Origin of the sequence: Desulfonatronum lacustre DSM 10312, from assembly GCF_000519265.1 — a bacterium.
Taxonomy (GTDB): Bacteria; Desulfobacterota; Desulfovibrionia; order Desulfovibrionales; family Desulfonatronaceae; genus Desulfonatronum; species Desulfonatronum lacustre.
This window is the reverse complement of record NZ_KI912608.1, coordinates 3,232,726-3,259,384: the sequence shown is the minus strand read 5'-3', so window position 1 is coordinate 3,259,384 and position 26,659 is coordinate 3,232,726. Positions and strand designations below refer to the sequence as shown.

At 61.0% G+C, this 26,659-nt stretch carries 23 protein-coding genes; 1 reads left to right on the top strand and 22 read right to left on the bottom strand.

The window, feature by feature from the left end:
* Window positions 1–191 precede the first annotated feature (191 nt).
* The 14 genes from ftsA to mraZ all read right to left on the bottom strand — a co-directional run bounded on the left by ftsA (window position 192) and on the right by mraZ (window position 16,265).
* The gene (ftsA, locus tag DESLA_RS0115375) at window positions 192–1,433 is read right to left on the bottom strand and encodes a cell division protein FtsA (protein WP_028573153.1); all 1,242 of its coding nucleotides are present in this window, start codon (window positions 1,431–1,433) and stop codon (window positions 192–194) included.
* Between the two features lie 22 nt (window positions 1,434–1,455).
* Window positions 1,456–2,385, bottom strand: coding sequence for a cell division protein FtsQ/DivIB (locus DESLA_RS0115370; protein ID WP_028573152.1), 930 nt, complete (start codon window positions 2,383–2,385; stop codon window positions 1,456–1,458).
* The gene (gene murB, locus DESLA_RS0115365) at window positions 2,382–3,305 is read right to left on the bottom strand and encodes a UDP-N-acetylmuramate dehydrogenase (RefSeq protein ID WP_028573151.1); all 924 of its coding nucleotides are present in this window, start codon (window positions 3,303–3,305) and stop codon (window positions 2,382–2,384) included. The genes DESLA_RS0115370 and murB overlap by 4 nt, the downstream gene beginning before the upstream one ends.
* A gap of 24 nt (window positions 3,306–3,329) precedes the next feature.
* Window positions 3,330–4,694 (bottom strand): UDP-N-acetylmuramate--L-alanine ligase, encoded by a 1,365-nt coding sequence (murC, locus tag DESLA_RS0115360; protein ID WP_028573150.1) that lies wholly within the window; start codon window positions 4,692–4,694, stop codon window positions 3,330–3,332.
* Window positions 4,691–5,773: an undecaprenyldiphospho-muramoylpentapeptide beta-N-acetylglucosaminyltransferase gene (murG, locus tag DESLA_RS0115355; protein ID WP_028573149.1), complete on the bottom strand. Its 1,083-nt coding sequence runs from the start codon at window positions 5,771–5,773 to the stop codon at window positions 4,691–4,693. The genes murC and murG overlap by 4 nt, the downstream gene beginning before the upstream one ends.
* Window positions 5,770–6,933, bottom strand: a complete 1,164-nt coding sequence (gene ftsW, locus DESLA_RS0115350; protein ID WP_028573148.1) for a putative lipid II flippase FtsW — start codon at window positions 6,931–6,933, stop codon at window positions 5,770–5,772. The genes murG and ftsW overlap by 4 nt, the downstream gene beginning before the upstream one ends.
* A complete protein-coding gene (gene murD / locus DESLA_RS0115345; RefSeq protein ID WP_084032115.1) occupies window positions 6,926–8,290 on the bottom strand; it encodes a UDP-N-acetylmuramoyl-L-alanine--D-glutamate ligase in 1,365 nt (454 codons plus the stop codon). Before murD ends, ftsW begins: the two co-directional genes overlap by 8 nt.
* Window positions 8,291–8,305: 15 nt before the next feature.
* Window positions 8,306–9,382, bottom strand: coding sequence for a phospho-N-acetylmuramoyl-pentapeptide-transferase (gene mraY / locus DESLA_RS0115340; protein ID WP_028573146.1), 1,077 nt, complete (start codon window positions 9,380–9,382; stop codon window positions 8,306–8,308).
* A complete protein-coding gene (locus DESLA_RS0115335; RefSeq protein WP_028573145.1) occupies window positions 9,379–10,806 on the bottom strand; it encodes a UDP-N-acetylmuramoyl-tripeptide--D-alanyl-D-alanine ligase in 1,428 nt (475 codons plus the stop codon). Before DESLA_RS0115335 ends, mraY begins: the two co-directional genes overlap by 4 nt.
* Window positions 10,797–12,344: a UDP-N-acetylmuramoyl-L-alanyl-D-glutamate--2,6-diaminopimelate ligase gene (locus DESLA_RS20865; RefSeq protein ID WP_051434908.1), complete on the bottom strand. Its 1,548-nt coding sequence runs from the start codon at window positions 12,342–12,344 to the stop codon at window positions 10,797–10,799. The genes DESLA_RS0115335 and DESLA_RS20865 overlap by 10 nt, the downstream gene beginning before the upstream one ends.
* Before the next feature lie 5 nt (window positions 12,345–12,349).
* Window positions 12,350–14,365, bottom strand: a complete 2,016-nt coding sequence (locus tag DESLA_RS20860; RefSeq protein ID WP_035261927.1) for a penicillin-binding transpeptidase domain-containing protein — start codon at window positions 14,363–14,365, stop codon at window positions 12,350–12,352.
* 30 nt (window positions 14,366–14,395) lie between these two features.
* A complete protein-coding gene (locus tag DESLA_RS20855) occupies window positions 14,396–14,698 on the bottom strand; it encodes an FtsB/FtsL family cell division protein (protein WP_245590077.1) in 303 nt (100 codons plus the stop codon).
* A gap of 37 nt (window positions 14,699–14,735) precedes the next feature.
* Complete coding sequence (gene rsmH / locus DESLA_RS0115315) at window positions 14,736–15,713, bottom strand: 16S rRNA (cytosine(1402)-N(4))-methyltransferase RsmH (protein ID WP_028573144.1); 978 nt, start codon at window positions 15,711–15,713, stop codon at window positions 14,736–14,738.
* Between the two features lie 78 nt (window positions 15,714–15,791).
* A complete protein-coding gene (gene mraZ, locus DESLA_RS0115310; RefSeq protein WP_245590076.1) occupies window positions 15,792–16,265 on the bottom strand; it encodes a division/cell wall cluster transcriptional repressor MraZ in 474 nt (157 codons plus the stop codon).
* A 328-nt stretch (window positions 16,266–16,593) separates the two neighbouring features.
* Between mraZ and DESLA_RS0115300 the strand changes: the two genes are divergently transcribed.
* Window positions 16,594–17,580 (top strand): HD-GYP domain-containing protein, encoded by a 987-nt coding sequence (locus DESLA_RS0115300; protein WP_035261924.1) that lies wholly within the window; start codon window positions 16,594–16,596, stop codon window positions 17,578–17,580.
* A 22-nt stretch (window positions 17,581–17,602) separates the two neighbouring features.
* Here DESLA_RS0115300 and DESLA_RS0115295 read toward each other — a convergent pair whose 3' ends face one another.
* The 8 genes from DESLA_RS0115295 to DESLA_RS0115260 all read right to left on the bottom strand — a co-directional run bounded on the left by DESLA_RS0115295 (window position 17,603) and on the right by DESLA_RS0115260 (window position 26,644).
* Window positions 17,603–18,847 (bottom strand): HD domain-containing protein, encoded by a 1,245-nt coding sequence (locus tag DESLA_RS0115295; RefSeq protein WP_028573141.1) that lies wholly within the window; start codon window positions 18,845–18,847, stop codon window positions 17,603–17,605.
* Window positions 18,848–18,863: 16 nt separating this feature from the next.
* A complete protein-coding gene (locus DESLA_RS0115290) occupies window positions 18,864–19,943 on the bottom strand; it encodes an MBL fold metallo-hydrolase (RefSeq protein ID WP_084032114.1) in 1,080 nt (359 codons plus the stop codon).
* A gap of 82 nt (window positions 19,944–20,025) precedes the next feature.
* Window positions 20,026–20,655 (bottom strand): NUDIX hydrolase, encoded by a 630-nt coding sequence (locus tag DESLA_RS0115285; RefSeq protein WP_028573139.1) that lies wholly within the window; start codon window positions 20,653–20,655, stop codon window positions 20,026–20,028.
* 71 nt (window positions 20,656–20,726) lie between these two features.
* A complete protein-coding gene (locus DESLA_RS0115280) occupies window positions 20,727–20,963 on the bottom strand; it encodes a hypothetical protein (RefSeq protein ID WP_028573138.1) in 237 nt (78 codons plus the stop codon).
* Between the two features lie 251 nt (window positions 20,964–21,214).
* On the bottom strand, window positions 21,215–23,410 hold the full coding sequence (gene katG / locus DESLA_RS0115275; protein WP_028573137.1) for a catalase/peroxidase HPI: 2,196 nt from the start codon (window positions 23,408–23,410) through the stop codon (window positions 21,215–21,217).
* Between the two features lie 62 nt (window positions 23,411–23,472).
* Window positions 23,473–23,955 carry a Fur family transcriptional regulator gene (locus DESLA_RS0115270; RefSeq protein WP_028573136.1) on the bottom strand — a complete coding sequence of 161 codons (483 nt, stop codon included), beginning with the start codon at window positions 23,953–23,955 and terminating at the stop codon, window positions 23,473–23,475.
* 137 nt (window positions 23,956–24,092) lie between these two features.
* A complete protein-coding gene (locus DESLA_RS20850) occupies window positions 24,093–24,740 on the bottom strand; it encodes a hypothetical protein (protein ID WP_051434742.1) in 648 nt (215 codons plus the stop codon).
* Between the two features lie 164 nt (window positions 24,741–24,904).
* Complete coding sequence (locus DESLA_RS0115260; protein WP_028573135.1) at window positions 24,905–26,644, bottom strand: aldehyde ferredoxin oxidoreductase family protein; 1,740 nt, start codon at window positions 26,642–26,644, stop codon at window positions 24,905–24,907.
* Window positions 26,645–26,659 lie beyond the last annotated feature (15 nt).

The following is a 26,659-nucleotide window of genomic DNA, read 5'->3' as shown; positions in this document are numbered from 1 at the left end:
TCGGCGTTGTTCCCGTCCGTCTCGCTCGTCGCACCCGTCTGTCATCTTTTCAGGCATCTTTTCTCGGCATCTCTTTTCGTCATTACCGTTCGCCATCTCAGTCAAATGCGTTCCCGCGACGCATCAACGCGCACTTCCATGAGTTTCAAATTTCAAATCTCAAATTTGAAATTCCAATGCGCGTTTCCCACTCAGGAAACATCGGAAAACCACTTGCGCATCCGGTTCAGGATGCGGTTGAAAATATGGGTGTCCCGGATCCGGAATCGCTGGTCCAGCCCTTCCTTGCGCGCTCCATACATCAGCAGTCCCACGGCGGTGGAATACATCGGGTTCATCACCACGTCCTTCAGCCCCCCCACTTCCCGCGGATAGCCGATGCGGGTGGGCAGGTTGAAAATCTGCTCGCCCAGGTCGGCCATCCCGTCCAACAAAGCCGACCCGCCGGTGAGAACGATTCCGGCCCCGATAAGATTCTTGCACCCGGACTGGTTCAGGTCCTGTTCCACCAGGGCCAGAATTTCCTCCATCCGCGGTTCACAGATCTCCGCGAGCACCCGCCGGGAAACCCGCCGCGCCTCGCGACCGCCCACACTGGGCACGTCGATGATCTCGTCCTTTTGCACGATGTCCGTCAGGGCGCAGCCGTATTTGATCTTGATCTTTTCCGCGGCCAACATCGGCGTGCGCAGGCCGAAGGCGATGTCGTTGGTCAGGTTGCTTCCACCCAGGGCCAGGACCGACGTATATTTGATGGAATTGTTGGAAAAAATCGCCACATCCGTGGTCCCGCCGCCGATGTCCACCAGAGCCACGCCGATTTCGCGCTCCTCCGGGGTCAGCACGGCCTCGGTGGAGGCCAGGGACTGCAGGACGATGTCCGCCACGTCCAACCCGGCTCGATGGCAGGAACGAATGATGTTCTGGGCGCTGCTCACCGCTCCGGTCACGATGTGCACCTTGGCCTCCAGCCGCACCCCGGCCATGCCGATAGGGTCCGCGATGCCGTTTTGTTCGTCGACGATGAACTCCTGGGGCAGGATGTGGATCACCTCGCGGTCCAGGGGGATGGCCACGGCCTTGGCCGCGTCGATGACCCGCTCCATGTCCTTGGGCGTCACCTCTCCGCCCTTGACCGCGATCACGCCGTGGCTGTTGAAGCCCTTGATGTGGCTGCCGGCGATGCCGGAATACACCGAACGGATTTCGCAGCCGGCCATCAGTTCCGCCTCTTCCAAGGCCTTTTTGATGCACTGCACGGTCTGCTCGATATTCACCACCACGCCCTTGCGCAGTCCCGAGGACGGGGCCGTGCCGATGCCTACCACGTCTACGCCGTTAGGCGTAGCCTCCCCTACCACGGTGCAGATTTTGGTGGTTCCGATGTCCAGCCCGACGATCAGATCGGATTTGGATGATGATTTTTTCGCCATTTTCCGCTCCTCGATTTCGCTGTCAGGACTGTTTCAACTGGACCCAGGCCTTGCCCGACATGACAGTCAACCGTTCAATATTGTTCAGCTCTCCACGAGAGCGCAAATCTTCCCAAACTTGATTCATTATTGCGCGATGCCCGCGCCAGTCGCTCAGATCAAAATGAATCACCAAGCCCCGATCTTCCAGGTGGATGCGTAGAAGATTCGCGTCCTCCACCTTCAACCAGGCCACGTCCGAAAAACCAAACGGGAATTCCAACCGCTCCACGGCCCGCACCCACTCTTCCATCAACCGCCAGTTCGGCTCCACGCCTTGCTCCAAAATCAGGACCGGCAAGGACACGAAGCGGCCCAGTTCCAGTGCGGCGATGGGAACTCCGTTGCGATCCGCGTAAAACAAGGTCCCGCCCTGCTGAACCCAGAAAAACGGTTCACGTTCCACGATGTCGATGGCCACCCCGTCCGGGAGCACCCGCCGGACCGTGGCGCTTTCGACCCATGGGTTGTGTTGCAGTTTTCGGCTGACCTCGCCCAGACTGACCTCCAGGAGGTTCATCCCCACTGTCACGCCGCTCAGGTTCAGCACCTCCGGCGTGCTGAGCTGCCTGTTGCCGATGATCTCCACGTGGGAGACGGCAAAATGAGCGGACGTGGTCAACGCCCGGTAACCGTAGATCAGCCCGAGGCTGATGCTTCCAAGAAGCGTCGCCACCAGCAGCAACCCCAAGGTCCAACCGAAAAACCTCAATACAAACAGAATAAGCGCCGTCAGCAGCCCCCCGATGCGTACCGGACGCCTCGCGGCCTTGTTCCGGGCCGGCTTTACCGACGGTTTCGCGGCTCGCTTGGGCACGGACGGGGCACTTTTTCCGCCCGCCCATTTGTTGCTCTTGCGGGTCCCGGGACTGAACCAGCCGCCGGGTCGGAGTCTTGCGGCGGCCACGCTCATGCCAGCACCTTGACCTCGGTTTCCAGTTCCAGGCCGAAACGAGCCGCGACCCGTTCCCGGGCCAGATCCAGCAGAGCAAAGGCGTCGTCAGCCGAGCCGCCGCCGAGGTTGATCAAAAAATTCGCGTGCCGCTCGGAAAAGGCCATGTCGCCCTTTCGAAATCCGCGCAGCCCGACCCGGTCCAAAAGCCTGCCCGCCGGGTTTTCCGCGTCGGGATTCTTGAACACGCACCCGGCCGAGGCCACGGTGATCGGCTGAGTCTCTTTTTTACGGTCGAACCAGTTGCGCATCCGTGTTCGCACTTCAGTCGGCTCGTCCCGTTCGACCCGCAGTTCCGCGGCCAGCACCAGCTGAACCGCATCGTCAAGCCCCGAATCGAACCGTCGGTATCCGAATTGGAGAGCAGCGGCATCAAGCCACCGGCCGCCCCGGTCCGGGGTCCAGATCAGGACTCGTTCCAGAACCTGGGCCATCTCCAGCCCGTACGAACCGGCGTTCATGGCCACGGCCCCGCCCACGGAACCGGGAATCCCCGTCCATGGCTCCAAACCACGCAGGCCGCGAGCCGCGCACCATCCCAACAGCCGTGGAAGCCGCAAGGCTCCTGGGACCCGAATTCGGACCGCTTCCCGGTCCACCTCTGAAATCCGGTTTCCATCGTCACCCTGTTCCATAATCTCGGGATCACCGCCGCCTTCCAGCCGGACCAACACCAGATCCAAATCCCGGTCCGCTGCCAGGATATTGCTCCCTTCCCCCAGGACCATGGACCGGCCGCCGAGTCTGGCCGTTTGCTCGGCCAACAAGCCGGCTAGATCGGCCAGGTCCGACGTTTCACGGACCACGATTTCGGCCATGGCCTTGCCGCCCAATCTCAAAGTCGTCCGGTCGGCCAGAAGCGGGCCTTTAATCACCTTCATGGGACCACCTTCACGGGATCATCCTCACACGGCCTCCAAAAAACCTTGTCCGGCCTGCCACACATTGCCGGCCCCCAACGTCAACAGCACGTCGCCCGGTCGCAGGATGTCCGGCAGAGCCTCACTTGCCGTGCGCATGTCCGGAAAAAAGTCCACCGGGGTCTGGCTGACCTGCCGAACGCCCTGAGCCAGACTGCTCCCGCTGATGCCGGGCAAGGGGGCCTCGGAGGCCGGATAAATCTCCAGCAACAGCAAGCGGTCGGCTTGGTCGAAGGCCCGGCAGAAATCACCGAACAGCGCTTTGGTCCGAGAAAATCGGTGAGGCTGGAACAACACCATCAACCGCCTCCCTGGAAAAAACTCCCGTGCGGTGCGCAAGGTCGCGACGATTTCCTTGGGGTGATGTCCATAGTCGTCCACCACGGTCACGCCCTCACGCTCACCCTTGATCTCGAAGCGCCGCCCCACGCCGCCGAAGTTGGTCAGACCGCGCAGCACCGCTTCCTTGGGCATGCCGATTTCAATGGCCACGCCCACCGCGCCCAAGGCGTTCAAAACATTGTGCCGCCCCGGTTGGGCCAGGTTGACCTCGGCCCAGGGTTCACCGCGCCAACTAATCCGGAAGGGATTGCCCGGACGACCTTCCAGCAATTCGCCGCGCACGTCGTTGTCCGCTCCAAACCCATAGGTCACCACGGGACGACGGACCTGGGGCAAAACGGCCTGGACCCCCGGATCGTCGCCGCAGACCACGTTCAGGCCGTAGAACGGCACCTTGTTCATGAACTGAACAAAGGCCTCCTTGATGCTCGCCAAGTCCGGGTAAAAATCCAGGTGGTCCGCGTCGATGTTGGTCACCACGCTGATGATTGGAAACAGGCACAGGAACGAGCCGTCGGATTCGTCCGCTTCGGCGATCAGGTACTCCCCCTGCCCCAGTAGGGCGTTGCTGCCGTAGCTGCGGAGCCGTCCGCCGATAATCACCGTGGGGTCCAACTCCGCTTCCTTGAAAATAGTCGCCAGAATCGAAGTGGTCGTGGTCTTGCCGTGGGTTCCGGCCACGGCGATCCCGGTCCGCAGGCGCATCAGTTCAGCCAGCATCTCCGCCCTGGGGATGATCGGAATCCCCAGGGCGCGGGCTTCCTGAACCTCCGGATTGTCGTCCCGCACCGCCGTGGACTTGACCAACACCTGGGCTTGGTCCAATCGGCCCTTGCAATGCCCGACATACGTGACCGCACCGAGGGTCCGCAGATGGTCCAGCACCGGACCGGGGGCCACGTCCGAACCGGAGACGCTATAGCCCAAGTTAAGCAGCACTTCCGCGATTCCGCTCATTCCGGAACCGCCCAGACCAACCATATGGATGGACGTGACCTTCGACTTCATCCGCGTTGCACCAATCCTTCAAGTTCTCGAACCACGTCAGCCCCGGCTTCCGGACATCCCATTGCCCAGGCCGCCTTGCGCATGTCCCGCAACTTGCCGGGAATATCCAACAAATCCTTGATCACGGTCCACAGTTGGACCTGAGTCAGGTAGCTTTCCACCAACACCATGGCCGCTCCGGCCTGCTCCAACTTCCGAGCGTTGAGCATCTGGTGGTCATGGGTGGCATAGGGAAAGGGGACCAAGACGCTGGGCTTGCCCATGACCGTCAATTCAGCCAACGTGGTCGCCCCGGCCCGACACACCACCAAGTCCGCCCAGGCATAGGCCTCGGCCACGTCCTCAATGAACGGCTCCACACGAACCTGATTCCAACCGGCCCGGGCATACTCCCCGGAAATCCTCTCCCAGTCCGCCTGCCCGGTCTGATGCCATAGGGAAATCCGCTCTTCGCGAAACCCATCCATGGAATCCAGCACGGCCTGATTCAGGGCTCTGGCACCCTGGCTTCCACCGAGGATCAACACGTTGCGCCGCGGGCTGTCCCCTTCGGGCTGGGCGGAGCGCAGCTGACGGACCGCCTTGCGCAACGGATTCCCGGTGACCACCACCTTCCGAGGGTCGAACAGATGGTGATCGTCCGGCAGGGAAAGCAGCACCCGACGGACCAGTCTGCCCAGCAGCCTGTTGGTCATTCCGGGCAGGCCGTTCTGCTCGTGAATCGCCGTGGGCACGCGGAGCAACCAGGCCGCCAAAACCAGGGGAAACCCGGCGTAGCCGCCCAAACCCAACACCACGTCGGGCTTGAACCCGCGAACAATGATCATGGCCCGCGACACGCTCAGCGGCAACCACCACAATAGGCCCAGGGCCCGCCAACCTCGCCCAAAAACTCCAGAGACCGGGAGGGCCTGAAAGTCCAGACCGGCGCTTGCCGCCCATCTTCCCTCCGGCCCACGCCCACCGCCCACGAAGAGCAATCGGATGTCGGGATACCGCTCCCGCAGCTCTTCGGCCACGGCCAATGCCGGAAAAATATGGCCTCCGGTTCCCCCGGTGGTCAGGATCACCCGGTTCATGGCGTTGCTCCGTTTCGTCGGCTCGGCGAACCGGCGCTCCGTGACAGGTTCAGCAACACGCCCACGCAGAGCAGGGACATGACCAGGCTGGAGCCTCCGTAGCTCAGAAACGGCATGGGCACGCCTTTGGGCGGGACCACGCCCAGAACCACGGCCATGTTCAGCATGGCCCCCAAAGCCAGAACCAACAGCATCCCGAAGGCGACGAACCGTTCCTGCAAGCCGTCCTGCAACCTGGCGATTCGGAGTCCTCGCCAAAGCAAGACGCCCACCAGAACGAAAATCACGGATACACCGATAAAACCCAGCTCCTCGCCGATTACGGCCAAAATAAAGTCCGTATGCGCCGCGGGCAGAAAGAACAGCTTCTGCTTCCCGGCGCCCAATCCTTCGCCCAGCCATCCTCCACCGCCCAGGGCGTACAGGGATTGAACCAGTTGATAGCCCACGTCCTGGGCGTCCTGGAACGGATCTAAGAACGCGAACCAGCGCCGAAAACGGTAGGGCGAACTCATCACCAGGAAAATCGCGCCCATCAGGGCCATGAACGAAGTCGCCCCCAAATAAACCAGCCGGGTCCCTCCCACGAAACTGATGCAGAAGAGGATCAGCATCAACGAGGCCGCGCCGCCGAAGTCCGGTTGAGCCAGGAGCAGCAGGCTCAACGCTCCGGTGATGCACACCGGCGGCAGGAAGCCCACCCCGAAGGTGCGGATCATTTCCTGCTTGCGGCTGAAAAACGAGGCCAGATAAAGGACCAAAGCCACTTTGGCAACTTCCAGGGGCTGGATCATGATTGGTCCCAAAGACAGCCAGCGTGTCGCCCCTCCGGCCTGCACTCCAAGGGGAGAAACCAGGGTCAGGACCAGCAAACCTCCGGCCAGGGTCAGCCAGACATACGTGAACCGAAGATACAACTGACGGGGAATAGCCGCGGCCGCGCTCATCACGCCCAGCCCGATAATCAGAAAGACCAAGTGTCGCTTGAAAAAATAGTATTTATCCGCATAAAAGCGCTCGGCCATGATCCCGCTGGAGCTGAGCACCATTACCAAGCCCAAACCGGAGAGCAGCAGGGCCACGGACAGCAACCAGAAATCAACTCCTTCGCCGCGCCCCACTCCGGGCCCGCGGGCGGACACCGCGGCAAGTCTATTCATGGCCACGCTCCGCAAGGGTCTGGAGGTGATTCTGAAACGTCATGCCGCGATGCTTGTAATCCCGGAAGAGGTCGAAGCTGGCCGTGGCCGGCGAGAGCAGCATCACATCCCCGGAACGGGCCTGGAGCCAGAGCCGGTCCATGGCCCGTTCCAGGGTCGGTTCCCAAAACAGCGGCGTTTCAAGGTCGCCCCAGGCCGCCTCGAAAATTTCCCGACCGGCCCCAAACAGCCCCACGGCCCGAGCCTTGCTTTGCACGAGAGGTTTCAGACCAGCCAGATCGCCACCTTTAAACACACCTCCGGCCAGCAGCAGCACCGGACGGTCAAAGGCCTCCAGAGCGGCCCTCAGGGCCTGAACCGTGGTGCCCTTGGAGTCGTCCACGAAAACCACGCCGCCCTGCTCGGCCACGATTTGCAGCCGGTGAGGCAGGCCGGAAAAACCGTCCAGGACCGTCTGGGCCGCGGCGCGGGTCAGGCCGAAGGGCTGGCAGGCTTGGAACGCGGCGGCGATGTTGGCCTGGTTGTGCCGTCCGGGCAGGGCCGGACAGGTCAAATCGGATTGCGTCCCAAAATACACGGTCCGGGCCCGGGTCACGCGACGCGCCTGGACCAGCTCCCGCATCTCCTCGGGAAAAACAGCCGTATCCTCGGGTTCCTGGGTGGCGAACAAGGACAGCTTGGCCTGCAGATACTCTTCCATGTCCTGATGATAATCCAAATGGTTCGGACTGACGTTGAGCAGCACGCCGACCCTGGGACGTAGCGAACGCGTGTTCAGGAGCTGAAAACTGCTCACTTCCAAAACGAGGTTGTCGGCTTTCTCGAAATTCGAGGACGACCCGGCATCCGCGGCGCTCAAGCACTCCAAAACATAACTGGACATCGGGGTCCCGATGTTTCCGCCCACGAATACCCGGCGGCCCATGGCTTCCAGAAAGCGTCCGATCAAGGTGGTCGTCGTGGTTTTGCCGTTGGTCCCGGTCACCGCGGTGATCGGCGCGTCCACGAAACCCAGGGCCAGTTCAAGCTCCGCGATCACCTGATCCGCCCCGAGGCCGGTCAACCAGGGTTCCAGCTTGCGCCGGTTCACGCCCGGACTGAGGACCACCAGAGCGGCGCGGTCGAACTGCTCCGTGCAATGACCGCCCTCCCGCACGTCCCAGCCCCGCTTTTCAGCCTGGTCACGGACCTCCCGACTCACCTTCCCGGAATCCACCAACCGAACAGCACAGCCCAGATGGTCCAGCAAAGCGGCCGCGGCCAGACCGGACCGGCCCGTGCCGACGACCACGGCTGTTTCTCCGGGTTGGATCCGTGACGGCCCTGAGCCGGGCAATGATTGGTGCAGGCTGGACATGTGCTGTGCTCGACCTTAGCGAAGTTTCAAGGCGCTCAGGGAAATCAGGGCCATGATGATGGAAAAAATCCAGCATCGGACAATGATCTTGGACTCCGGTACGCCCTGGAGTTCAAAATGGTGATGCAGGGGGGCCATTCGAAAAATGCGTTTGCCCCCGGTCATCTTGAAATACCCCACCTGGAGGATCACGGAGAGGGTCTCCACCACGAACAGCCCGCCGACGATCAACAACAATAATTCCTGTTTGGCCAACACGGCGATGAATCCCAGAACGCCGCCCAGGCTCAGACTGCCCACGTCGCCCATGAACACCTGGGCCGGGTAGGCGTTGAACCACAAGAAGCCCAGCCCCGCGCCCACCAGGGCGGCACAGAACACCGTCACCTCGCCGACGCCGGGCACGTAGGCCACCTGGAGGTACTTGGCGATCTGCACGTGACCGGCCACGTAAACGAAGATACCGAAACACGCCGCGGCCACGATCAACGGCCCAATGGCCAGGCCGTCCAGGCCGTCGGTCAGGTTCACCCCGTTGGACGAGCCGACCATCACCAGCACGGCGAAGGGGATGTACATCCAGAGCATGTCCGGCTGGAGCATTTTCAAAAACGGAAAATACAGGATCGTGGAATAGGCCGGTTGCAACAGCAACAACGATATCGCCCCCAGGGCCACCACGATCTGTCCCAGCAGCTTGCCTCCGGCGCTCAAGCCCTGGTTGCGTTTTTTGACCACCTTCAGGAAGTCGTCCCAAAAGCCCACTAAGCCGAAGCCCACGAAGACGAAAATGGTCAACCAGAGGTAGACGTTGGTCAGATCCCCCCAGAGCAGGACGCTGGTCAGCAGGGAAAAGGCGATCAGCAGGCCGCCCATGGTCGGAGTCCCGGCCTTGCCGTTGTGCTTGGGCACGTCCTCGCGAATGTGCTGGCCGAACTTCAGCCGTTGCAGCCAGGCGATGAAAAGTGGCCCCAGCACGATGGATATCAGCAACGCGGTGAGCAGAGCGTACACGGAGCGGAAGGTGATGTAGCGAAACACGTTGAAAACGATGTATTCGCTCCCCAGCGGGTAAAGTAAGTGATAGATCATGCGCTCGGCTCCGTTCGCAGGGCTTCAAGATACAGTTCCATTTTTCCGGCCCGGGACCCCTTGAACAGGATCACGCCTCCACTCTCATCTTGGTCGGCTCCGTCCACGGCTGTTCCGGCAACGACGGACTTGCGCCACGTTTTCAGGAAGTGTTCCGGAGTCTCGCATGCCGTGAACCGCGCCGGTGCCTTCTCCGCCGCCAGTCCGTCCCGCACGTCCGCGCCGTGTCCGCCGTGGTAGTAGACCTCGGAGCAGACTCCGCTCAAGACCCGGCCAAGCTCGTAGTGCTCGGCCCCGGCCGAGGCCCCCAATTCCAGCATGTCTCCCAGAACGCAAACCAGGCGGCGTCCCTCGGCCAGGGCATGAGCCCTGTTCAGAGCCAGGCGCATGGACAGAGGGTTGGCGTTATAGGTGTCGTCCACCAGGACCCAAGCTCCGCGCCGTTCCACATTGAAGCGCCCCGGCAGGGCCAAATCGACGCTCAACCCTTTTTGAATCGCGTCCGTGTCGATGCCCAGCAAGGCGGCCGCGGCAGCCGTGGCCAGCACGTTTTGCGCCACGGGAGCCCGCTCCACCGGCCAGGACAATGTCAGACTCCGGCCACGCAGGCGCAACGCCAACCCCATCCGGTCCGAATCGACCTGGAACGGTTCTCCCGACCAAAACTCCGCGTCGGGGTCTTTCGTGGAAAATCCGTGAATCCGGTCCGTGAAGGCCAGGCTTTCCCGCCATAATTCCGGGCAATCCTGGTTGACCAAGGCTCTGCCCTCCGGATTGAGATACCTGACCAGCCGGGCCTTGGCCGCGGCCACACCGGACACGCCGCCCAGTTCGGCCACGTGCGCGGCCCCGGCATTGAGCAGAATCGCCAGATCCGGTCGCAGGACCGCTCCCAGTTCGTCCATGTCCCCAGGGCGGCTGATCCCGGCCTCCATGACCCAAAAAGCCTCTTCTCCGGAACAGGACAACAGGGACAGGGGCATTCCGATCTGGTTGTTCCAGTTCAAACGGTTTCGGCATGTCGCGCCGGCTTGGGAACAGACCTGGGCCACCATCTCCTTGACCGTGGTCTTGCCGGCCGAGCCGGTCACGCCGATCACCTGTCCCGCGAACCCTTCGCGCCAGAGCGAGGCCACCTCGCCCAGGGCGGCCTGGGCGGTCATCCCGTCGCGAAGCACCAGCATCGGAGCCCGCCCATCCAATTCGGGCACGGCCCTCGTCGCTACCACGGCCACGGCCCCTCTTTCCACGGCTTGGGCCGCGTGATGATGGCCGTCGCTGCGCTCGCCAGGGAGACAGAAAAACAGGTCTCCAGGCCGGATGTCCCGGCTATCGATACAAGCCCCGGCGACAAGCACGTCAGCGTCGCCGACCGGTGCTTCAAGCCCCAGGACTCGTGCGATTCGGCTCAGACTCATGCGCATGGGACCATCCCCGCGTCGGTTGAAGCAAATTCGGCATCGGCCTCGCCCAGAATCCCACGAATGACCGTGGGGTCGTGAAAAGGATGTTTTTCTTCGCCAATCTGCTGCGTGGACTCGTGCCCCTTGCCCGCCACCAACAGCGCGTCGCCGGGACGCAGCATGTCCAGGGCGAGTTGGATGGCCAACCTTCGGTCCACTTCCGTGATCACCCGCGGACAGGCCGCGAGTCCGGGCAGGACATCGGCCAGGATCGCTTTCGGGTCTTCATGCCGGGGATTGTCCGAGGTCAGGACCGCCACGTCCGCATGGCGGCCTACGGCTTGCCCCATCAAGGGGCGCTTGGTTTTGTCCCTATTCCCACCGCACCCGAACACGATGATCAAACGTTTGAATCCCGCTTTTCGCAACGCGCCGGCAACGCTTTCCAAGGCGTCTGGGGTGTGGGCGTAGTCCACGAATATATCCAGACCTTGTCGATTGGGAACCCGCTCCAGTCGCCCGGGAACGCCGGGAAATCGTTCCAGCGCAGCCATCTGTTCCGGTTCCATTCCCAGCCGCAACCCGGCTCCCTGGGCCGCCAGCAGGTTGGCCGCGTTATACCGGCCCACCAAGGAGGAACGCAGCGACCATGCGGACGATTTCCAGTTCATGCCCAGGTGCAGCCCGGCCCGGTCGCAAGCCAGGATTTCGCCCCGAAGAACTTCCGCGGGTTCGCCGTCCACATCCGGCTGGTTCTCATCAGAAACGAGGTCCTCGCCCTGCTCCAGGCCGTACCCCAGGCCGCCCCAACGGCTGAACAACCGGCGACCATGGTCGTCATCCATGTTGACCACGCGATGCTTGGGCCCCGAGGCTCCGGGAGTAAACAACAAGGCCTTGGCCTGAAAATAGCTTTCCATGTCGAGGTGGTAGTCCAGATGGTCCTGGGTAACGTTGGTCAACACCGCGGCTTTGAAGCGCAATCCGGCGGTCCGCTGCTGGGCCAGGGCATGGGAGGACACCTCCATGCAGACATGGCTCACCCCGGCATCCCGCATCCGGGCCAAAATTCCGTGCAGCCGCCAGCAATCCGGCGTGGTCATGCCGAGATCGCATTCCCCGCCGGGCCACTGAGCGCCGATGGTCCCGATGGTCCCGACGCGCAGCCCCGCTGATCGCAACAGATGGGCAGTCAGGAAAACCACCGTGGTCTTTCCGTTGGTCCCGGTCACCCCCACCAACACCGGACAGGCCCGGTCCGTGCCGTGATGGGCCGCGGCCAGTTCGCCCAATGCCCGCCGAGGATCGGGGTGTTCCAGAATCGCCGTCCCTTTCAGCGTTTCACTGCCTGAACCGTGAAGATATCCCTCAGGAGCAATCACGTATCCGGCCTTGCGAGTCACCGCCTCCGCGATGAACGCCGCCCCGTCCGTTCGCGACCCCGACAGCGCGAGGAAAGCTTCGCCGGGTTGGACCGCTTTGGAGTGAGTCCGGACCATCAAACCATCGCGGACCTTTTGGAGAAGCGTTTCCCAAAGTTCAACCCGCGGCTTGGTCATCTGCCTCATGACACCTCCAGCCACAGAGTCAACCGCCGCTCATGTTGCGGCCACGATTGCCCCGGCTCGGGGGCCTGCCTGGAGACAATCCCGCCGCCGCCTTCAACCTCGGGCAACACACCGTAGCCGCGCAGTCGCTCCACGGCCCGGCGCACGCTCATCCCCGTCACGTTGGGGACCATATCCCGGCCAAGATCCAGTGCGTCCGCCAAGTCGAATTCCATTGCCGCGGCCCCTTCCAGGGAAGTGTCGACATTCCGTTCCAGGCTGACCCTCTCAACTCGCGCATTCTGAGCCACACCATGGTTTTGACCCCGATCATCTTCTTGGGCGACAAAAACGCTCCCCTCCGGCAGCTTCCCGGCATACGCCAGGGAGCGCAGTCCGATGTCCCGCACCGCCGGCGCGGCCACCACGCCGCCATAGTGTTGGGGATGGGGCTCGTCGACCACCACGTAGATGAAATACTCCGGCTCATCGCCCGGATAGAATCCCGCGAAGGAGGCCACGTACCGGTCGCCATAGGTGCCGGAAGCAGTGGCCTTTTGGGCCGTGCCGGTCTTTCCGGCGCCGATCACGCCGGGAATCCGGGCTTGCGTACCCGTACCGTCCTCCTCCACCACTTCCTGAAGCATGCGCATCACGGTCTGGGCGACCTCTTCCCGCAAAACCACGGAAAGAGTGCCAACGTCCTGTTCAGGTTCGCGGACGAGCCGCAAAGGACGCATCACCCCGCGGTTGGCCAAAACAAGATACGCCCTGGCCATCTGCAGGGCGTTGGCGGACATGCCTTGTCCGAAGGAGACGGCGGCCAGGTCCACCGGATACCATGATCTGGGAGGCCTTAGGAGACCGGGATTCTCGCCGAGCAACGGCAAGCCGGATCGCTCGCCGAAACCCATTTTCTGGAGATAGTCGTGATATTTCGTCGCTCCGAGATCCAGACCGATCTTGGCCGAGCAGATGTTGCTGGAATACCGCAGGATCTTGTTCGCCGGGAGCCACCCCCGTCCCTTGACGTCGCGAATGTTTACCCCGGTCAGTCGCCACCGACCTTCTTCACAGTAATAGATCGTGTCGTTGGTAATCACGCGTTCTTCCAGGGCCGCGGCCATCAACATGGGCTTGAGCGTGGACCCCGGCTCCAGGGCGTCCGAAAGGATTCGGTTGCGCCACTGTTCCGCATTCTGGCGCGGCATGTTCGGATTGAAGAACGGATAGTTGGCCATAGCCAGAATATCTCCGCTGGGCACATGGACCACCAGAGCCATCCCGGTTTTCCCGTTGAAGGACGTGACGGTGGCGGCCAGGGCTTCCTCGGCGAAAAACTGAATCTGCGCGTCCAGGGTCAGGGTGACGTTGCGGCCCCGCAGATCCTCTTCACGGCCTTGGGCGTCCAGATACATCCGCCGTCCGGAGGCGTCCCGCTGGGCCACGAAGGTGGCTTTGCGTCCAGCCAGCATTTCGTCGTAGGTCTTTTCAACGCCCTCCAGTCCTTCCCCGTCCAGCCCCACGAAGCCGAGCACCTGCCCGGCCAAATGTCCATGAGGATAGAACCTGGCCGACTCCTCGGTCAGGTATACCCCCCGCAGCCCGGCGTTGATGATGTTCCGGGCGTTGCGGTCGCTGATCTGGCGGGACAGCCAGATGAAATTCTGAGGTCTTCCGAGTAAGGTCCGGACCTGACCGGCGGGCATCTCCAGGGCAGCGGCCAAAATCGGAACCGCCGCCTCCGGGTCCTCCAGCTCCAAGGGGCGGACGTAGACGGATTGAATTCCCGTGCTTTTGGCCAGCAGTCGCCCTTGACGATCGAAAATTTCACCGCGCATCCCGCGCTCGAATTCCGCGGCCTTGTGCTGTCTAGCGGCCATGGCCGTCAACTCCGGCCCGCGTACGACCTGAACCTGAAACGCCCGATACCACAGCCCGCCCCAGATCAAGAGCACGCACGCCCCCAGCAGGGCCATGCGAATCCGGACCCAATCACGGGACGAGGATTTATTCAGTCGGTCGTTTTTCATGCGTCTAACACCATGAACGGCCTGTCGAACTCAGGGACTCAGGAGCCTGATCCGGCCGGGTTCGGCTTGGCGGAGTCCGTTTTCTTCAGCCAACGCCCGCAGCCGGGACGAAGACAAGAGGTTCATTCGTTCCACTTCCAGCTTGGCCTGGAGATCGTTCTTGCGCTCCAGTTCGGTCTGGAGCTGCTTCAATTCATAGGCCAGATCCAGACGTTCAATATTGACCCAGACCACCGCCAACCCCAGGACCAATCCGCAAATCCCCAACAAGGACGTGGCCCAATACCAGCCGGTTGATTGGTTTTTTCTGGGAGCGTTGACGTTTGCACTCATGACGCGACCCTGAAAGTTCGGAGTAAAAAAGACATCATCAAGCGGCGATCCGTTCGGCCGCCCGCAGCTTCGCGCTGCGACTGCGCGGATTGGCGGTCAGTTCGGCGCTGGATGCGATCAACGGCTTCTTGGTCAGTATTTTCAATGTCGCCCGATGGCCGCACAAACAAAAGGGCTGCCTGGGCGGGCACAGGCAGGCCTTGGCCTGCTCCACGAAATATCGTTTAACTATACGATCCTCGATGGAATGAAACGAGATGATCACGATTCGTGCGCTTTCAGCCAGTCGCGGTACGATCTGACCCAAAAACCGGGTGATTTCTCCGGTCTCGTCGTTGACGAACATACGCAGAGCCTGGAAGGTGCGAGTCGCCGGATGGTTGCGGGCCCGAGCCCTTCGGGCCGGAGGGTAGGCCTGCTCGACGATGCGCGCCAACTCCAGGGTGGTTTCGATGGGATCGTCGCGCCGCGCTGTTTCGATGGCTCTGGCGATTCTTCCGCCCAGAGGTTCTTCACCAAACTCATAAATGATCTTCGCGAGTTGTCGCGCGGGATACGCGTTGACCACTTCCCGCGCCGTCACTCCCGCCCCGTGAGGATTCATCCGCATGTCCAAGGGGCCGTCCGCGAGAAAGCTGAACCCGCGCTCCGGAGTGTCCACCTGAAAAGAAGAGAAACCGAGGTCCAGCAACGCGCCGTCCAGCAGTTCCCAGCCCAGTTCGTCCATGACGTCCGAAAATCGGCTGAAGCACTCGTGACGCAAGGTCAATTCAGCGGCCGGCCACCTCTCATGAAGCCTTTTCCTCGCCGTCTCCAAAGCCAAGGGGTCGCGGTCCAGTCCCAATATTTTGGCCGCTCCGTCGGTGGCCTCCAACACGGCCCCGGCGTGCCCGCCCAGCCCCAGGGTCCCATCCAGGTAGCGTCCGCCAGGACGCGGAGCGAGATGTGTCAGGACCGCTTCGACCAGGACCGGTTGATGCGCGGGCAGAGCAGAGGATTCGGGCATGGACGTCACGACGACCTCTCAAGACGTAAAGGCGAAATCACGGATAGTGACATCCGCGACGAACACCGCCGGACCGAGCCTGCGCGCCTAAAGGCGTAGGTCGCATTCCGTCTGAGCCAGGGCATCCATGACCAGATCAAAGCTTTCTTCCATTTTGCGCCGCTGTTCTTCAAACCGCTCCAAGTCCCAGATTTCGAATTTTCGCCCCACGCCGGCCAGGGCGACTTCCCGCGTGAGACCGGCGTAGGTGCGCAAATGTGGAGGAATGAGAATCCGGCCCTGCTTGTCCAGTTCCACTTCCATGGCCCCGGATATGAAAAACCGCTGAAAATCCCGCAGCTGTCGATTCAGCATGTTGATGCGCTGAAAACTCTCTTCGATGCGTTCCCACTCCTGAAGCGAGTATCCCACCACGCATCCGTCGAAATTCGTCAGAATGACCCGGCCATGCGTCCCAGCAGAAAGAATAACATCCCGAAATTCCGTAGGAAGCACCAGACGCCCCTTGGGGTCCAGGCTGCGATATGCATGTCCGCGAAAGGTCATCGGCTTTCCACTCATCCCCACATTTTCCCACTTTTTCCCACCATCTTCCGCACATCTTACTAAATGTCAAGCATTTTTCAATTTCCCAGGAAATCCAAGCATTCACAAATAAATACCAAAAATAGAGACCACGAGGCACATCAAGTTCCGAGAGGTGAAAAAAGTGGCGTGGCCGATTTCAATCACGATTCACTTCGATACTGATCCGATAGAGCATGAGAATCAGAAAAATCAGCCCATGGAGCAAGGAGGGAACAGGTTGCTTTTGATGGGGATTGCCCTTAAGTGGAGCAGCGAGGAAAGAATGAAAAAAAGACGCACCATTGTCTGACGAGGAACGCGCATGCGGAACAAAGCCATAGAACCGAGCGAAGACCTGCATGAGGAATATTATCAGGTCAGCCCGGTGATCCTGGAGAGTTTTCCGAAATTTCGCCTGCCCCTGGACACGTTTGAATTCAGGGAACAGGTCGCCCAACTGATCCCCTTGACCCAGTCCGGCCAGCGGATCTCGGCGGAACAACGGCAGATGATCCTGGACAAATGCGCCCAAGGGTTGGTTTTTGTCGCCCGCAAAGACCACCCGGTTTACGCCGAGCATATCAGCAAGCAGCTTGATCTGGTCCTAGTGGACTCCAGCCTGAAAAGCTCGGAAATCGCCCTGATTTTCCAACAAGGTTTGACCGATCGCTTCAACGCCTTTTTGGATCAACCCGTGGCCCCGGTGTTCTCGGCCCTGCAAACCGACCTGCTCGTTCTGACCGAATACCTGTGGCAGGATCAGCATCGGATCAAGCAACTCAGAAAAAACCTCTGGAAAGAACATGCCCTGGCCAATCATGGCGTCAACTCCCTTTTCATCGGATTGGCCCTGTACCTGCGCCTTAATGACGGGGATCTGCGACGCAGGCACCTGGACGAGGTAGCCATGGGGCTGTTGACCCACGACCTGGGCATGTCCAAAATTCCGGCCTTCATTCGAGCCAAGACCATGCCGCTGACCCGGGATGAGCTGGAAAAAATTCGAGAACACTGCTGGATCGGCGGGAAAGTGCTCCACTCTTTGGAAGTCCGCTCGGACTTGATCCTCAAGCAGGCCCTGGAGCACCATGAACGGTTGGACGGCAAGGGCTATCCGCAAAAGCTGCCCGGCAAGGAGATCAGCATGGTCGGCCAGTTGTGCGCGGTGGTGGATTCCTATTGCGCCATGATTACCGATCGTCCGTACGCCGAGGCTCTGACCTCGGGCAGCGCCCTGAACGCGCTGAGTCAGAGCCCTGGCTACAACGACAAAATGGTCCGCGCCTTGATGGGCATGCTGATGGGATAAAGACGGACAAACGGGAGACGGATCAGTCGAAATCGGCCAGCAACGCGCCGATGTGTACCCCTTCGCCCAGACTGGTCTGCTGGTATTCGGACCGGATGCGCCAGAGGGCCTGCTGGAGTTGGTCGCTGCTGATGCCGTTACGCAGGGAGGTGTAGGCCTCCATGAAGGCGGCCAGGTTGTCGCAGACCTTGAGCAGTTTGCCGTCCTTGGGGTCGAAGCGGTCCTGGTTGTAGGCGGTCTGCAGCTGGTCCCAGTTCACCTCCCGGATCAAACCGTCCAGGATGACCGTGCTCTCGAACTCCGACCCCACGTCCAGGCCCAGAAAATAGGACAGTCGTTCCGCCAGGTCGCGATATCCGCCCTTTTCCAGGGGAGCGAAGACCCGCCGCTCCAGCTCCTTGAACTCATACTCCCGGATCAGATCGCCGATCCGGGCCACCGAGCGCTTCACCGGTGATATGATGTCCCTGGTCAGCAGCTCCGGCAGATCGTGGACCAGTCCGGCGAAAAAGTTGTTTTGCGCCCTGGCCCGGCAGGCGCCCACGGCCATGCTGAAAAAGTAGCCGAAGCAGGCCACCACGAACATATGTCCCAGGACCGAGGTTTCCGGAACCCTCGGGGTCTGGGACCAGCGCTTCTGGAAGCGCAGTTGTCCGCTGAGATGGGCCAGTCGGCCCAGATGACTTCCCGTGCCCTGGAGCAGTTCGGGCATGCCCTCCAAGTCCCGGTGGGTCTCCAGTTGCCCGCGAAAACTCTCCTCTATCTCCTCCAACTCGTCGTCGTAGTTCTGGACGTGGGTAATCAGGTGGAATTCCCATCGGCTGGCATAGCTGTGGGCCGCGTCCAGAATCCGCCGCGCCAAGTCCCCTTCCTCCGGATGGTCCAGCCACAGCCGCAACCGGTCCCAGAAGGGCGTTCCGAGGCACTCCACCCGCGGCTTGAGCCGGTCCAGGACCCAGTCCGTCAATTGGCGGTAATGGGCCGGATTGGCCTTGATCTGATAAAACACAGGCGGCTTGATGTCCGTGATCACCAGGCGGTACAGATATTCGAAAATCCCCCCCTCAACGATCCGCTCGCCGATGGCCAGCCTCTCTTCTGCAGACATTTCACGGGTGTTCAGTTCAAAGAGCATCCAGGCCACGATCATCTTGTGGGCCTGCTTGTCCACCTCCATCAGTTCCATGGGACGCAGCTTGTCGTTCCAGCGCTTCATGAACGATCCGGAGAAGATAAGCTGTAAAAGGCTTTTGCGAATTCCGGGCATGGATCAGACTCCTTGGTCACCTGTTGTCGTCAAGTCGCCGCGTTTCGCCGTGGCGCAGCAAAAAGAAGTCGTCTTCAGCCAGGCCGTGCCGCTGCCGGGCTTCGGCCAGGTCGACAATAGGCTGATCCAAAGACTCATCCGTGATTCCATGGAAAGTTCCCCAATGCACGCCAATGGAACGGCGAGCCTGGACGTCCCGGTGCACCAGCACCGCTTCCTCCGGGTTGATGTGCTGGCTTTGCATGAACCACCGTGGTTCGTACGCGCCCACCGGGATGGCCGCCAGGTCGAAGCCGCCGAAGCGTTCTCCGATGTCCTTGGTATCTTGGGAATAACCCATGTCCCCGGCGTAATAAAAGACGAAATCCGGCTGCTCCACCACCCAGCCACCCCACAGGGTTTGATTTCGATCCCGTAACGTTCGTTGAGACCAGTGCTGGGCCGGGACGAAGTGGACCGTGGTCCGACACTCTTCGCCATCCATCTCCAGATTATCCCACCAGTCGAAATCCCGCACATGGCCGCGGGAGGCGGGAACATTGCGCTCGAACCATTCCTTGAGGCCCAAGGGAACCATGAACAGCGGCGAGCCGCCGGGTTGCGCCGCCAACTCCCGAACCGAGTTCAAATCCAGATGGTCGTAATGGCTGTGGGAAATCAGCACCAAGTCGATGCGCGGCAGCTCATCCAGGGCCACCCCCGGTGGCTGCCACCGCTTTGGTCCGGCCCATTGCACCGGTGAGGCCCGCTGCGAGAAGACGGGGTCCGTAAGGATATTCAGCCCGCCCATCTGCATCAGTACCGTGGCGTGCCCGACCCAGGTCACGGCCGGCTCGGAAAGGTTGGTTCGCAGGTATTCCAGGTCCGGGGCCACCGGGGCCAGTTCCAATGTGGGCTTCTTTGGCAGTCCGGCCAGCCGCCTCTGGAAGAACCAACGCCAGAAGTCCGGGCCGCTGGGCCGGGAATGGGGATAGTTGTTTTGAAAGCCCGTGGGGGTATGGTGCGGCTTGTCAGGGTCGTAGTGCGGGTTCTTGCCGGAGCATCCGGCCACAAGGGGGGTCATCAGGATCACGGCAAGCAGAACAATCGATTTCATGAATCAATCCGTGTACTCCACCATCCGACGGGTTGTCCGCTGAAAAGAGCGGCGCGGAGTTGGACAAGGGTCATGGCCGCGATCAATCGAACGCAGCCGGGCGGGTCGGGTCCGCCAGGTGACGACGGACCTCCGAGAGATGGACGTGGTTGGTGCGGTGCTCGGAAAGAGGCGGGAGATCATCGAAGGAGAAAAAGCCCACGTCCGAGGTTTCATCGCTGGCCGAGGGCGCTCCGCCGGTCAGTTCGCACAAAAACAGCACTTTGTAGGCGTGAAAGAATTCCATGGGCCGTCCGGCCCGGTTGGCGTCGTACACGCCGATCAGCCGGACCGGCTTGGCCTCGTATCCGCTTTCCTCGAGAATCTCCCGGGCGATCATGGCCGAAGGGTACTCGCCCACGTCGGCCCAGCCGCCGGGCATGGCCCACTTGCCGTCGGCCCGCTCCCGGACCAGCAAAATGCGGTCGTCCCGGACCACGGCCCCGCGCACGTCCACTTTGACCGTGGCGTAGCCGGGCTGCACCAGAAACGTACGCAAGACGTCGTCGGTTTCCAGACAAGTCCGGCTGGAAACCATTTCCGAGGCCAACTCCAACAGGCGATGATAGCGGGTTCGTTCGTAGTGGGTCTGGGCAAAGGCGAGGCCGGTCTGGCTCAGTGCTTGAATCTCTCTGGACCACTTCAGCCATGGGGTGGGTGGGTCATGTTCCATGGCCTTGACGATACAAAAAAAACTCCCTGAGAACAATCGTTCCCAGGGAATTTGAGCGGAGAGGCGAAAGGTTAGAATCCACGAAAAGCCAGCATATTGAAAGATTTATAGCCGCCTTCCACGTCTTCGGCGTAGCGGCAACCCAGTGGAGAGTCGCCGGGCTTGTACTTGATGTTCTCATTGGAGCCCCTGAAGACTGCGCAATCATTGTTTTCACAGACCAACAGCGCCCCCCAGCCGGACTCCGGCGGTCCCAAGGTCGAGGTCAACTCCACGCCGCAATGGGGGCAGCAACGCTTTTCGGACATTTTCATAATCTCCTTGCAATTTGGTTGATGAAAGGATGGTCAAGGCCTGTGACCCACAAAACGCACAATGTTCACCGCGAGCCTTGCAATCATGAACAGCGACAATCGTCAAGCTGTTCGAGACAAGAGATAAGGCCGATCATTTAAATGACAAGGACCGAATGTCCAACGGAGCATGACGCTGCAATAGCGGGGGAGCCGTAGGGGCGACCGGCCGGTCGCCCCTACTCCCAAAGACCGTTAAGCCGGGATCAAGTCAGGTCGAAGCGGTCCAGGTTCATGACCTTGGTCCAGGCCGCGACGAAGTCGCGCAGGAATTTCTCCTGAGCGTCGTTTTGGGCGTAGACTTCGGCCAGGGCGCGCAATCGCGAGTTGGAGCCGAAGATCAGGTCCACGCGGGTGCCGGTCCACTTCAGGTCCCCGGTCTTGCGGTCTCGGCCTTCAAAGGTGTCTCCTGTCTCGGACATGGCTTTCCACACAGTGCCCATGTCCAGCAGATTGGTGAAGAAGTCGTTGGTCAGAGCTCCGGGCCGGTCTGTGAACACGCCGTGGGCCGATCCGCCGACGTTGACTCCCAGCACCCGCAACCCGCCGACGAGCACGGTCATTTCCGGAGCGCTCAGGGTCAGCAACTGGGCCTTGTCCACCAGCATCTCCTCGGCGGATACGGAATAGGCCTTTTTCTGATAGTTGCGGAAGCCGTCGGCTTCGGGTTCCAGCAAAGCAAAGGATTCCTGATCGGTCTGGTCCTGCGAGGCGTCCGTACGGCCTGGGGAAAAGGGCATCTCCACAGCATGTCCGCCGGCCTTGGCCGCGGTCTCGACACCGGCGCATCCGGCCAGGACGATCAGGTCCGCCAGGGAGACCTTCTTGCCGTCGGATTGGGCGGCGTTGAAGTCGCTTTGGATGGATTCCAGCACGCCCAGCACCTTGGCCAACCGGTCCGGCTGGTTCACGGCCCAATCCTTTTGCGGCGTCAGGCGAATCCGGGCGCCATTGGCCCCGCCGCGCTTGTCCGAGCCCCGAAAGGTGGAGGCCGAGGCCCACGCCGTGGAGACCAGTTCCGCCACGGACAGGCCGGAGGCTAGAACCTTGGCCTTGAGGTCGGCGACGTCCTTGGCGTCGACCAGGGGGTGATCAACAGCCGGGACCGGGTCCTGCCAGATCAGGTCTTCGGCCGGGACTTCCGGGCCGAGGTAGCGGGCCTTGGGGCCCATGTCCCGGTGGGTCAGCTTGAACCACGCCCTGGCGAACGCATCCGCGAAGCCTTCCGGATCGTTCAGGTAGCGCCGGGCAATGGGCTCATAGATCGGGTCGAAGCGCAGCGACAGGTCAGCCGTAGTCATCATGGGGCGGCGCTTCTTCGTGGTATCGTGGGCGTCCACGATCATGTCCTCGTCTTCCACGTCCTTGGCCAGCCACTGGTTTGCGCCGGCCGGACTCTTGACCAGCTCCCACTCGTATTTGAACAGCACTTTCAGATAACCCATGTCCCACCTGGTCGGGTTCGGCTTCCAGGCGCCCTCGATGCCGCTGCTGATCGTATCGCCGCCCTTGCCGCTACCGAAGCTGCTCTTCCAGCCGAAGCCCTGCTCCTCAATGGGTGCGGCTTCGGGCTCCGGGCCGACATGGGACGGATCGCCCGCGCCGTGGCATTTGCCAAAGGTGTGGCCGCCGGCGGTCAAGGCGACGGTTTCTTCGTCATTCATGCCCATGCGGGCAAAAGTTTCCCGCACGTCGCGGCCCGACGCCACCGGGTCCGGGTTGCCGCCCGGGCCTTCGGGGTTCACGTAAATCAGGCCCATCTGCACCGCGGCCAGAGGATTCTCCAGGTCCCGATCCCCGCTGTAGCGTTTGTCGCCCAGCCATTCGGCCTCCGAGCCCCAGTAGATATCCTCCTCCGGTTGCCAGATGTCCTCACGTCCGCCGCCGAACCCAAAAGTTTTGAAACCCATGGATTCCAACGCGCAGTTGCCCGCCAGGATCATCAGGTCGGCCCAAGAAATCCTGTTGCCGTATTTTTTCTTGATCGGCCAGAGCAATCGTCGGGCCTTGTCCAGATTGACGTTGTCCGGCCAGCTGTTGATGGGCGCGAAGCGCTGGTTCCCGGTTCCGCCCCCGCCGCGTCCGTCCGCGGTGCGGTAGGTACCCGCGCTGTGCCAGGCCATGCGGATCATCAGCCCGCCGTAATGGCCCCAGTCCGCCGGCCACCACTCCTGGGAGTCGGTCATCAGGGCGACGAGATCCTTTTTCACCGCGTCCAGGTCGAGCTTCTTGAACTCCTCGGCGTAGTTGAAATCCGGCCCCAAGGGGTTGGAGGCAGGGGCGTGCTGGTGCAGAATGTCCAGGTCCAGTTGATTGGGCCACCATTCGCGATTCGACGTGCCTTTGGCGGCCGGGTGGTCATGCGTCTTGCCCGTAACGGGACATTTGCCTGTTTCACTCATACCGAGATCTCCTTTCGTTCCATGAACGGTTGAGGTTCTGATAACGATTTGGTTGCCATCTCCTACGAACCGATGTTTTCCGTCTCTTTTCCGGATGCAGCCCCCTGACAGGCCCGGCAGACCCCGAAAAAATCCACACGATGCGTGGTGACCCGAAAGCCGGTTTCCTGGCTGACCTCTTTAGTCAGATCCGTCAGACCGTTCAGCTTTGGGTCCAGAATCGTCTTGCACTTAATGCAGATGACATGGGGATGGGGATACGGCTTGCTGCCGTCGTAGCGGTTGCTGCCGTCGGGAAAGCCCAATTCCAGCACCTCGCCCAATTCTCGCAACAGGGCCACGGTCTTGTAAACCGTGGCAATGCTCGTAGTCGGAAAATCCCGGCGAACCTGCTCGTAAATCCGTTCCACCGATGGATGTCCGTGGCTGGAAGCCAAGATCTTGAGCACGGCCATCCGCTGCGGGGTCAGCCGAAAATCGCGTTCCTTGAGCCGTGCGATCATCTGCTCAAGGCGTTCATTGGTACTCGAAAGTGGTTTCTCCATGACACGTCCCATTTTGCGAAAACATTTCTTTATGGATAATTGTTATCCGTAAAATCGTCAAACTATTTTTGGACAGGGTGGCTTACTGCCCAGGAACCCTGCGACGAACATATCCCCAAAGCTGGGGGGATGGGGTGTTACGGTTGGACGGCCGTTACTCTCAGAGCGATGTCGCCCTGGGGAAGTTGCCAAGAATCGAGGGATGATGACGTGACGGGCAAAGGCGTGCCGTTGAGGACAACTTTATGCAAGTGGTCAAAAAATTTCGGGGGTTGGGATTTTAAAAACTTCAAAAGATATTCCGAGGGGACAAAAACCCCCTGGTGCAGAAACAAGCCGGCAAGCTCACGGCCTACGGCATTGTAGAGACGAACTTGCAGGCGAAAAGGCTGTTCTTCCGTCGAGTCGGTCGTGTTCTCCCTGGACTGTGAGATCCCCTCGCGCATTCTGCTGTAATAGCCGCCCCGGCGCATTGTCGCCCCCACCAAGCCAGGCATGGCCGCGGACAAAGCCAAACGCGAGGAGGGAACGATCATTGCCCGGTCCAGATCGTCAATGGCCTTCCCGTTGAGGAAAATCGTCTGCAAGTATTTTTCCGTATACACCCCGCAAACGCCGACCAGTTCACACAAAAACTCCCTGAGCGTGCAGGGTTTGGGCACGGGCATGTCAAAGCCCTGGAGAAGAATGCCGAACCATTCCGGGGCATCGTGCTCCATCACGATCAGAGGCAGATTGTCCAATGTTTTGTCATAGGGTTCAGGATAAGGAGCGGTGTACGGCATGGCTGATCTCTCCGAAGTCAGGTTTGGAAATTGACGTTAGATGCGGCAAACGCCGCCCTGCCACGCAAATAAGCAAATGAATAAAAACGGGTCCTGAACAGAACAGCGGCACCCCGGGAGGCTGGCCGCCTCCCGGGGTGCCGAACAAAAGATCGTTCTTACGTTTAGAAGTTGTAGACGCTGTCCAATTCTTCATTGGACACGTCGAACACGACATTGTGGGGCGCGAGGGGCTCGCGGGAGAAGTACCGGGGCAGACGGTCATGCTCAGGACCGAAACCGGCCTTCTTGTTGAATTCTCGCTCCATTTTCAGGATCTTCTGGCCCAGGGCGACCACGTCGTCGCCGGTCATGTTCAGGCCGTACATCTGGTTGATGGAATCGACCATGGCGTTGAAGGTCTCGGGCTGATCCAGAATGGCGAAGGCGATGAACAGGCAGTAGCCCGTGGCGTCCAAGGCCGCCGTCGCCACCTGCAGGTTCCGGGACAGTTCGGCCTGGCCTTCAGGCTTGAGCGGATCGACATCGCCGCCGACCTTGAGAATGTTCGTGGCCACGGCATAACCTGCCGTATGGTCAGCTCCCTGAGTCGTGGTGGCGTAGGTCACCCCAATGCCCTTCACCGCGCGAGGATCGTAAGCCGGCATGGCCTGACCCTTGACGACAGGAGCATGCTCCAGGCCGTAGCAACGGGCCGTGGTGGCGGCGCCCGCCCCCAGGATGCGACCCAACGGAGTGCCCTTGCCCACTTCGTGGACCAGATTGATGGCCCCTTCGCCGTCGCCGAACTCAATCACTCCGGCTTCCATGGCCACGCCGATGGTCACGCCCATTTCAATGGTGTCCACCCCATAGTTATCGTCCAGGTAGTCCAGCTTGGCCACCACGTCCAAATCGTCGATGCCGCAGTTGCCGCCGTGGGACCAGACGGTCTCGTATTCCGGCTGCTTGGTCATGTAGTTGCCGTCCTTGTCCGTATAGATTCCGGAGCACTGGATGGCGCAGCCGCGGTGGCAGCCGTGGGTGGGCTGGCCGCCTTCGCGGTTCTTCATGTTCTCGGCCTGGAGTTCGCCGGACAGACTCTGGTGGTGCTTGTAGCGGCCTTCACGGAAGTTGTAGGTGGGATAGCCGCCGGCTTCGTTGAGCACGTTGGTCAGCACGTTGGTGCCGTAGGTGGGCAGGCCCTGGCCGGTGACCGCGTGCTGCTTCAGCCCTTCCACGAACTTGCGGTTGGCTTCCTTGAACCCTTCCGGATTTGCGGGTTGACGCATTTTGGTGTTGGAAGCGTCCACAACGATGCACTTGATGCCCTTGGAGCCCATGACAGCGCCGACGCCGCCGCGTCCGCAGTGCCGGGTGGGCCGGAATTCCGGATCCGTCACGGCGATGGAGGAGTTGGAAAAGCGCATCTCGCCAGCCGTGCCGATGGAGATCACGGAAACCTTTTCCCCGTAAACGGGCTTCAGTTTGTCGATCAGCTCGTAGTTGGGCAACATCTTCAGCTCGTTGGCCTTCTCGATCTTCACGCCCTGATCGTCGATGAACACCTTGTACATGTCGTCGCCCTGGCGCTCGCCTTCCAGAATCACCGCGGCGTAGCCGAGACGTCCCAGGGCCTGGGCAGCGGTGCCGCCGGCGTTGGATTCCTTGATGGTCCCGGTTAACGGGCTCTTGCAGCCCACGGAAAGGCGGCCGGAGGAAGAGGCAGCCGAACCGCTCATCAAGCCGGGGGAAATAACCAGCTTGTTTTCCGGTCCCAAGGGATGACAATCCGCCGGGACTTCCTTGTACACCACCATGGTGGTCATGCCCCGACCGCCCATACCCGCGTAGTCGCCCACCGGCTCCACGGTCGCCTTGGGTCCGCCCTGTGCGCCGACATCAATGCGTAAAATCTTGTCCATCAAAGAACCTCCTTA

Coding starts and splice junctions, on each gene's coding strand:
- murG (WP_028573149.1), bottom strand. CDS start 5,773: ATGAACCGGGTGATCCTGACCACCGGGGGAACCGGAGGCCATATTTTT.
- DESLA_RS0115335 (WP_028573145.1), bottom strand. CDS start 10,806: ATGCGCATGAGTCTGAGCCGAATCGCACGAGTCCTGGGGCTTGAAGCA.
- DESLA_RS20865 (WP_051434908.1), bottom strand. CDS start 12,344: ATGACCAAGCCGCGGGTTGAACTTTGGGAAACGCTTCTCCAAAAGGTC.
- DESLA_RS0115290 (WP_084032114.1), bottom strand. CDS start 19,943: ATGAAATCGATTGTTCTGCTTGCCGTGATCCTGATGACCCCCCTTGTG.
- DESLA_RS20860 (WP_035261927.1), bottom strand. CDS start 14,365: ATGAAAAACGACCGACTGAATAAATCCTCGTCCCGTGATTGGGTCCGG.
- katG (WP_028573137.1), bottom strand. CDS start 23,410: ATGAGTGAAACAGGCAAATGTCCCGTTACGGGCAAGACGCATGACCAC.
- DESLA_RS0115300 (WP_035261924.1), top strand. CDS start 16,594: ATGCGGAACAAAGCCATAGAACCGAGCGAAGACCTGCATGAGGAATAT.
- DESLA_RS0115280 (WP_028573138.1), bottom strand. CDS start 20,963: ATGTCCGAAAAGCGTTGCTGCCCCCATTGCGGCGTGGAGTTGACCTCG.
- mraY (WP_028573146.1), bottom strand. CDS start 9,382: ATGATCTATCACTTACTTTACCCGCTGGGGAGCGAATACATCGTTTTC.
- murB (WP_028573151.1), bottom strand. CDS start 3,305: ATGAAGGTGATTAAAGGCCCGCTTCTGGCCGACCGGACGACTTTGAGA.
- DESLA_RS0115370 (WP_028573152.1), bottom strand. CDS start 2,385: ATGAGCGTGGCCGCCGCAAGACTCCGACCCGGCGGCTGGTTCAGTCCC.
- ftsW (WP_028573148.1), bottom strand. CDS start 6,933: ATGAATAGACTTGCCGCGGTGTCCGCCCGCGGGCCCGGAGTGGGGCGC.
- ftsA (WP_028573153.1), bottom strand. CDS start 1,433: ATGGCGAAAAAATCATCATCCAAATCCGATCTGATCGTCGGGCTGGAC.
- DESLA_RS0115285 (WP_028573139.1), bottom strand. CDS start 20,655: ATGGAACATGACCCACCCACCCCATGGCTGAAGTGGTCCAGAGAGATT.
- mraZ (WP_245590076.1), bottom strand. CDS start 16,265: ATGAGTGGAAAGCCGATGACCTTTCGCGGACATGCATATCGCAGCCTG.
- DESLA_RS20850 (WP_051434742.1), bottom strand. CDS start 24,740: ATGCCGTACACCGCTCCTTATCCTGAACCCTATGACAAAACATTGGAC.
- DESLA_RS0115260 (WP_028573135.1), bottom strand. CDS start 26,644: ATGGACAAGATTTTACGCATTGATGTCGGCGCACAGGGCGGACCCAAG.
- DESLA_RS0115270 (WP_028573136.1), bottom strand. CDS start 23,955: ATGGAGAAACCACTTTCGAGTACCAATGAACGCCTTGAGCAGATGATC.
- murC (WP_028573150.1), bottom strand. CDS start 4,694: ATGAAGTCGAAGGTCACGTCCATCCATATGGTTGGTCTGGGCGGTTCC.
- DESLA_RS0115295 (WP_028573141.1), bottom strand. CDS start 18,847: ATGCCCGGAATTCGCAAAAGCCTTTTACAGCTTATCTTCTCCGGATCG.
- murD (WP_084032115.1), bottom strand. CDS start 8,290: ATGTCCAGCCTGCACCAATCATTGCCCGGCTCAGGGCCGTCACGGATC.
- DESLA_RS20855 (WP_245590077.1), bottom strand. CDS start 14,698: ATGAGTGCAAACGTCAACGCTCCCAGAAAAAACCAATCAACCGGCTGG.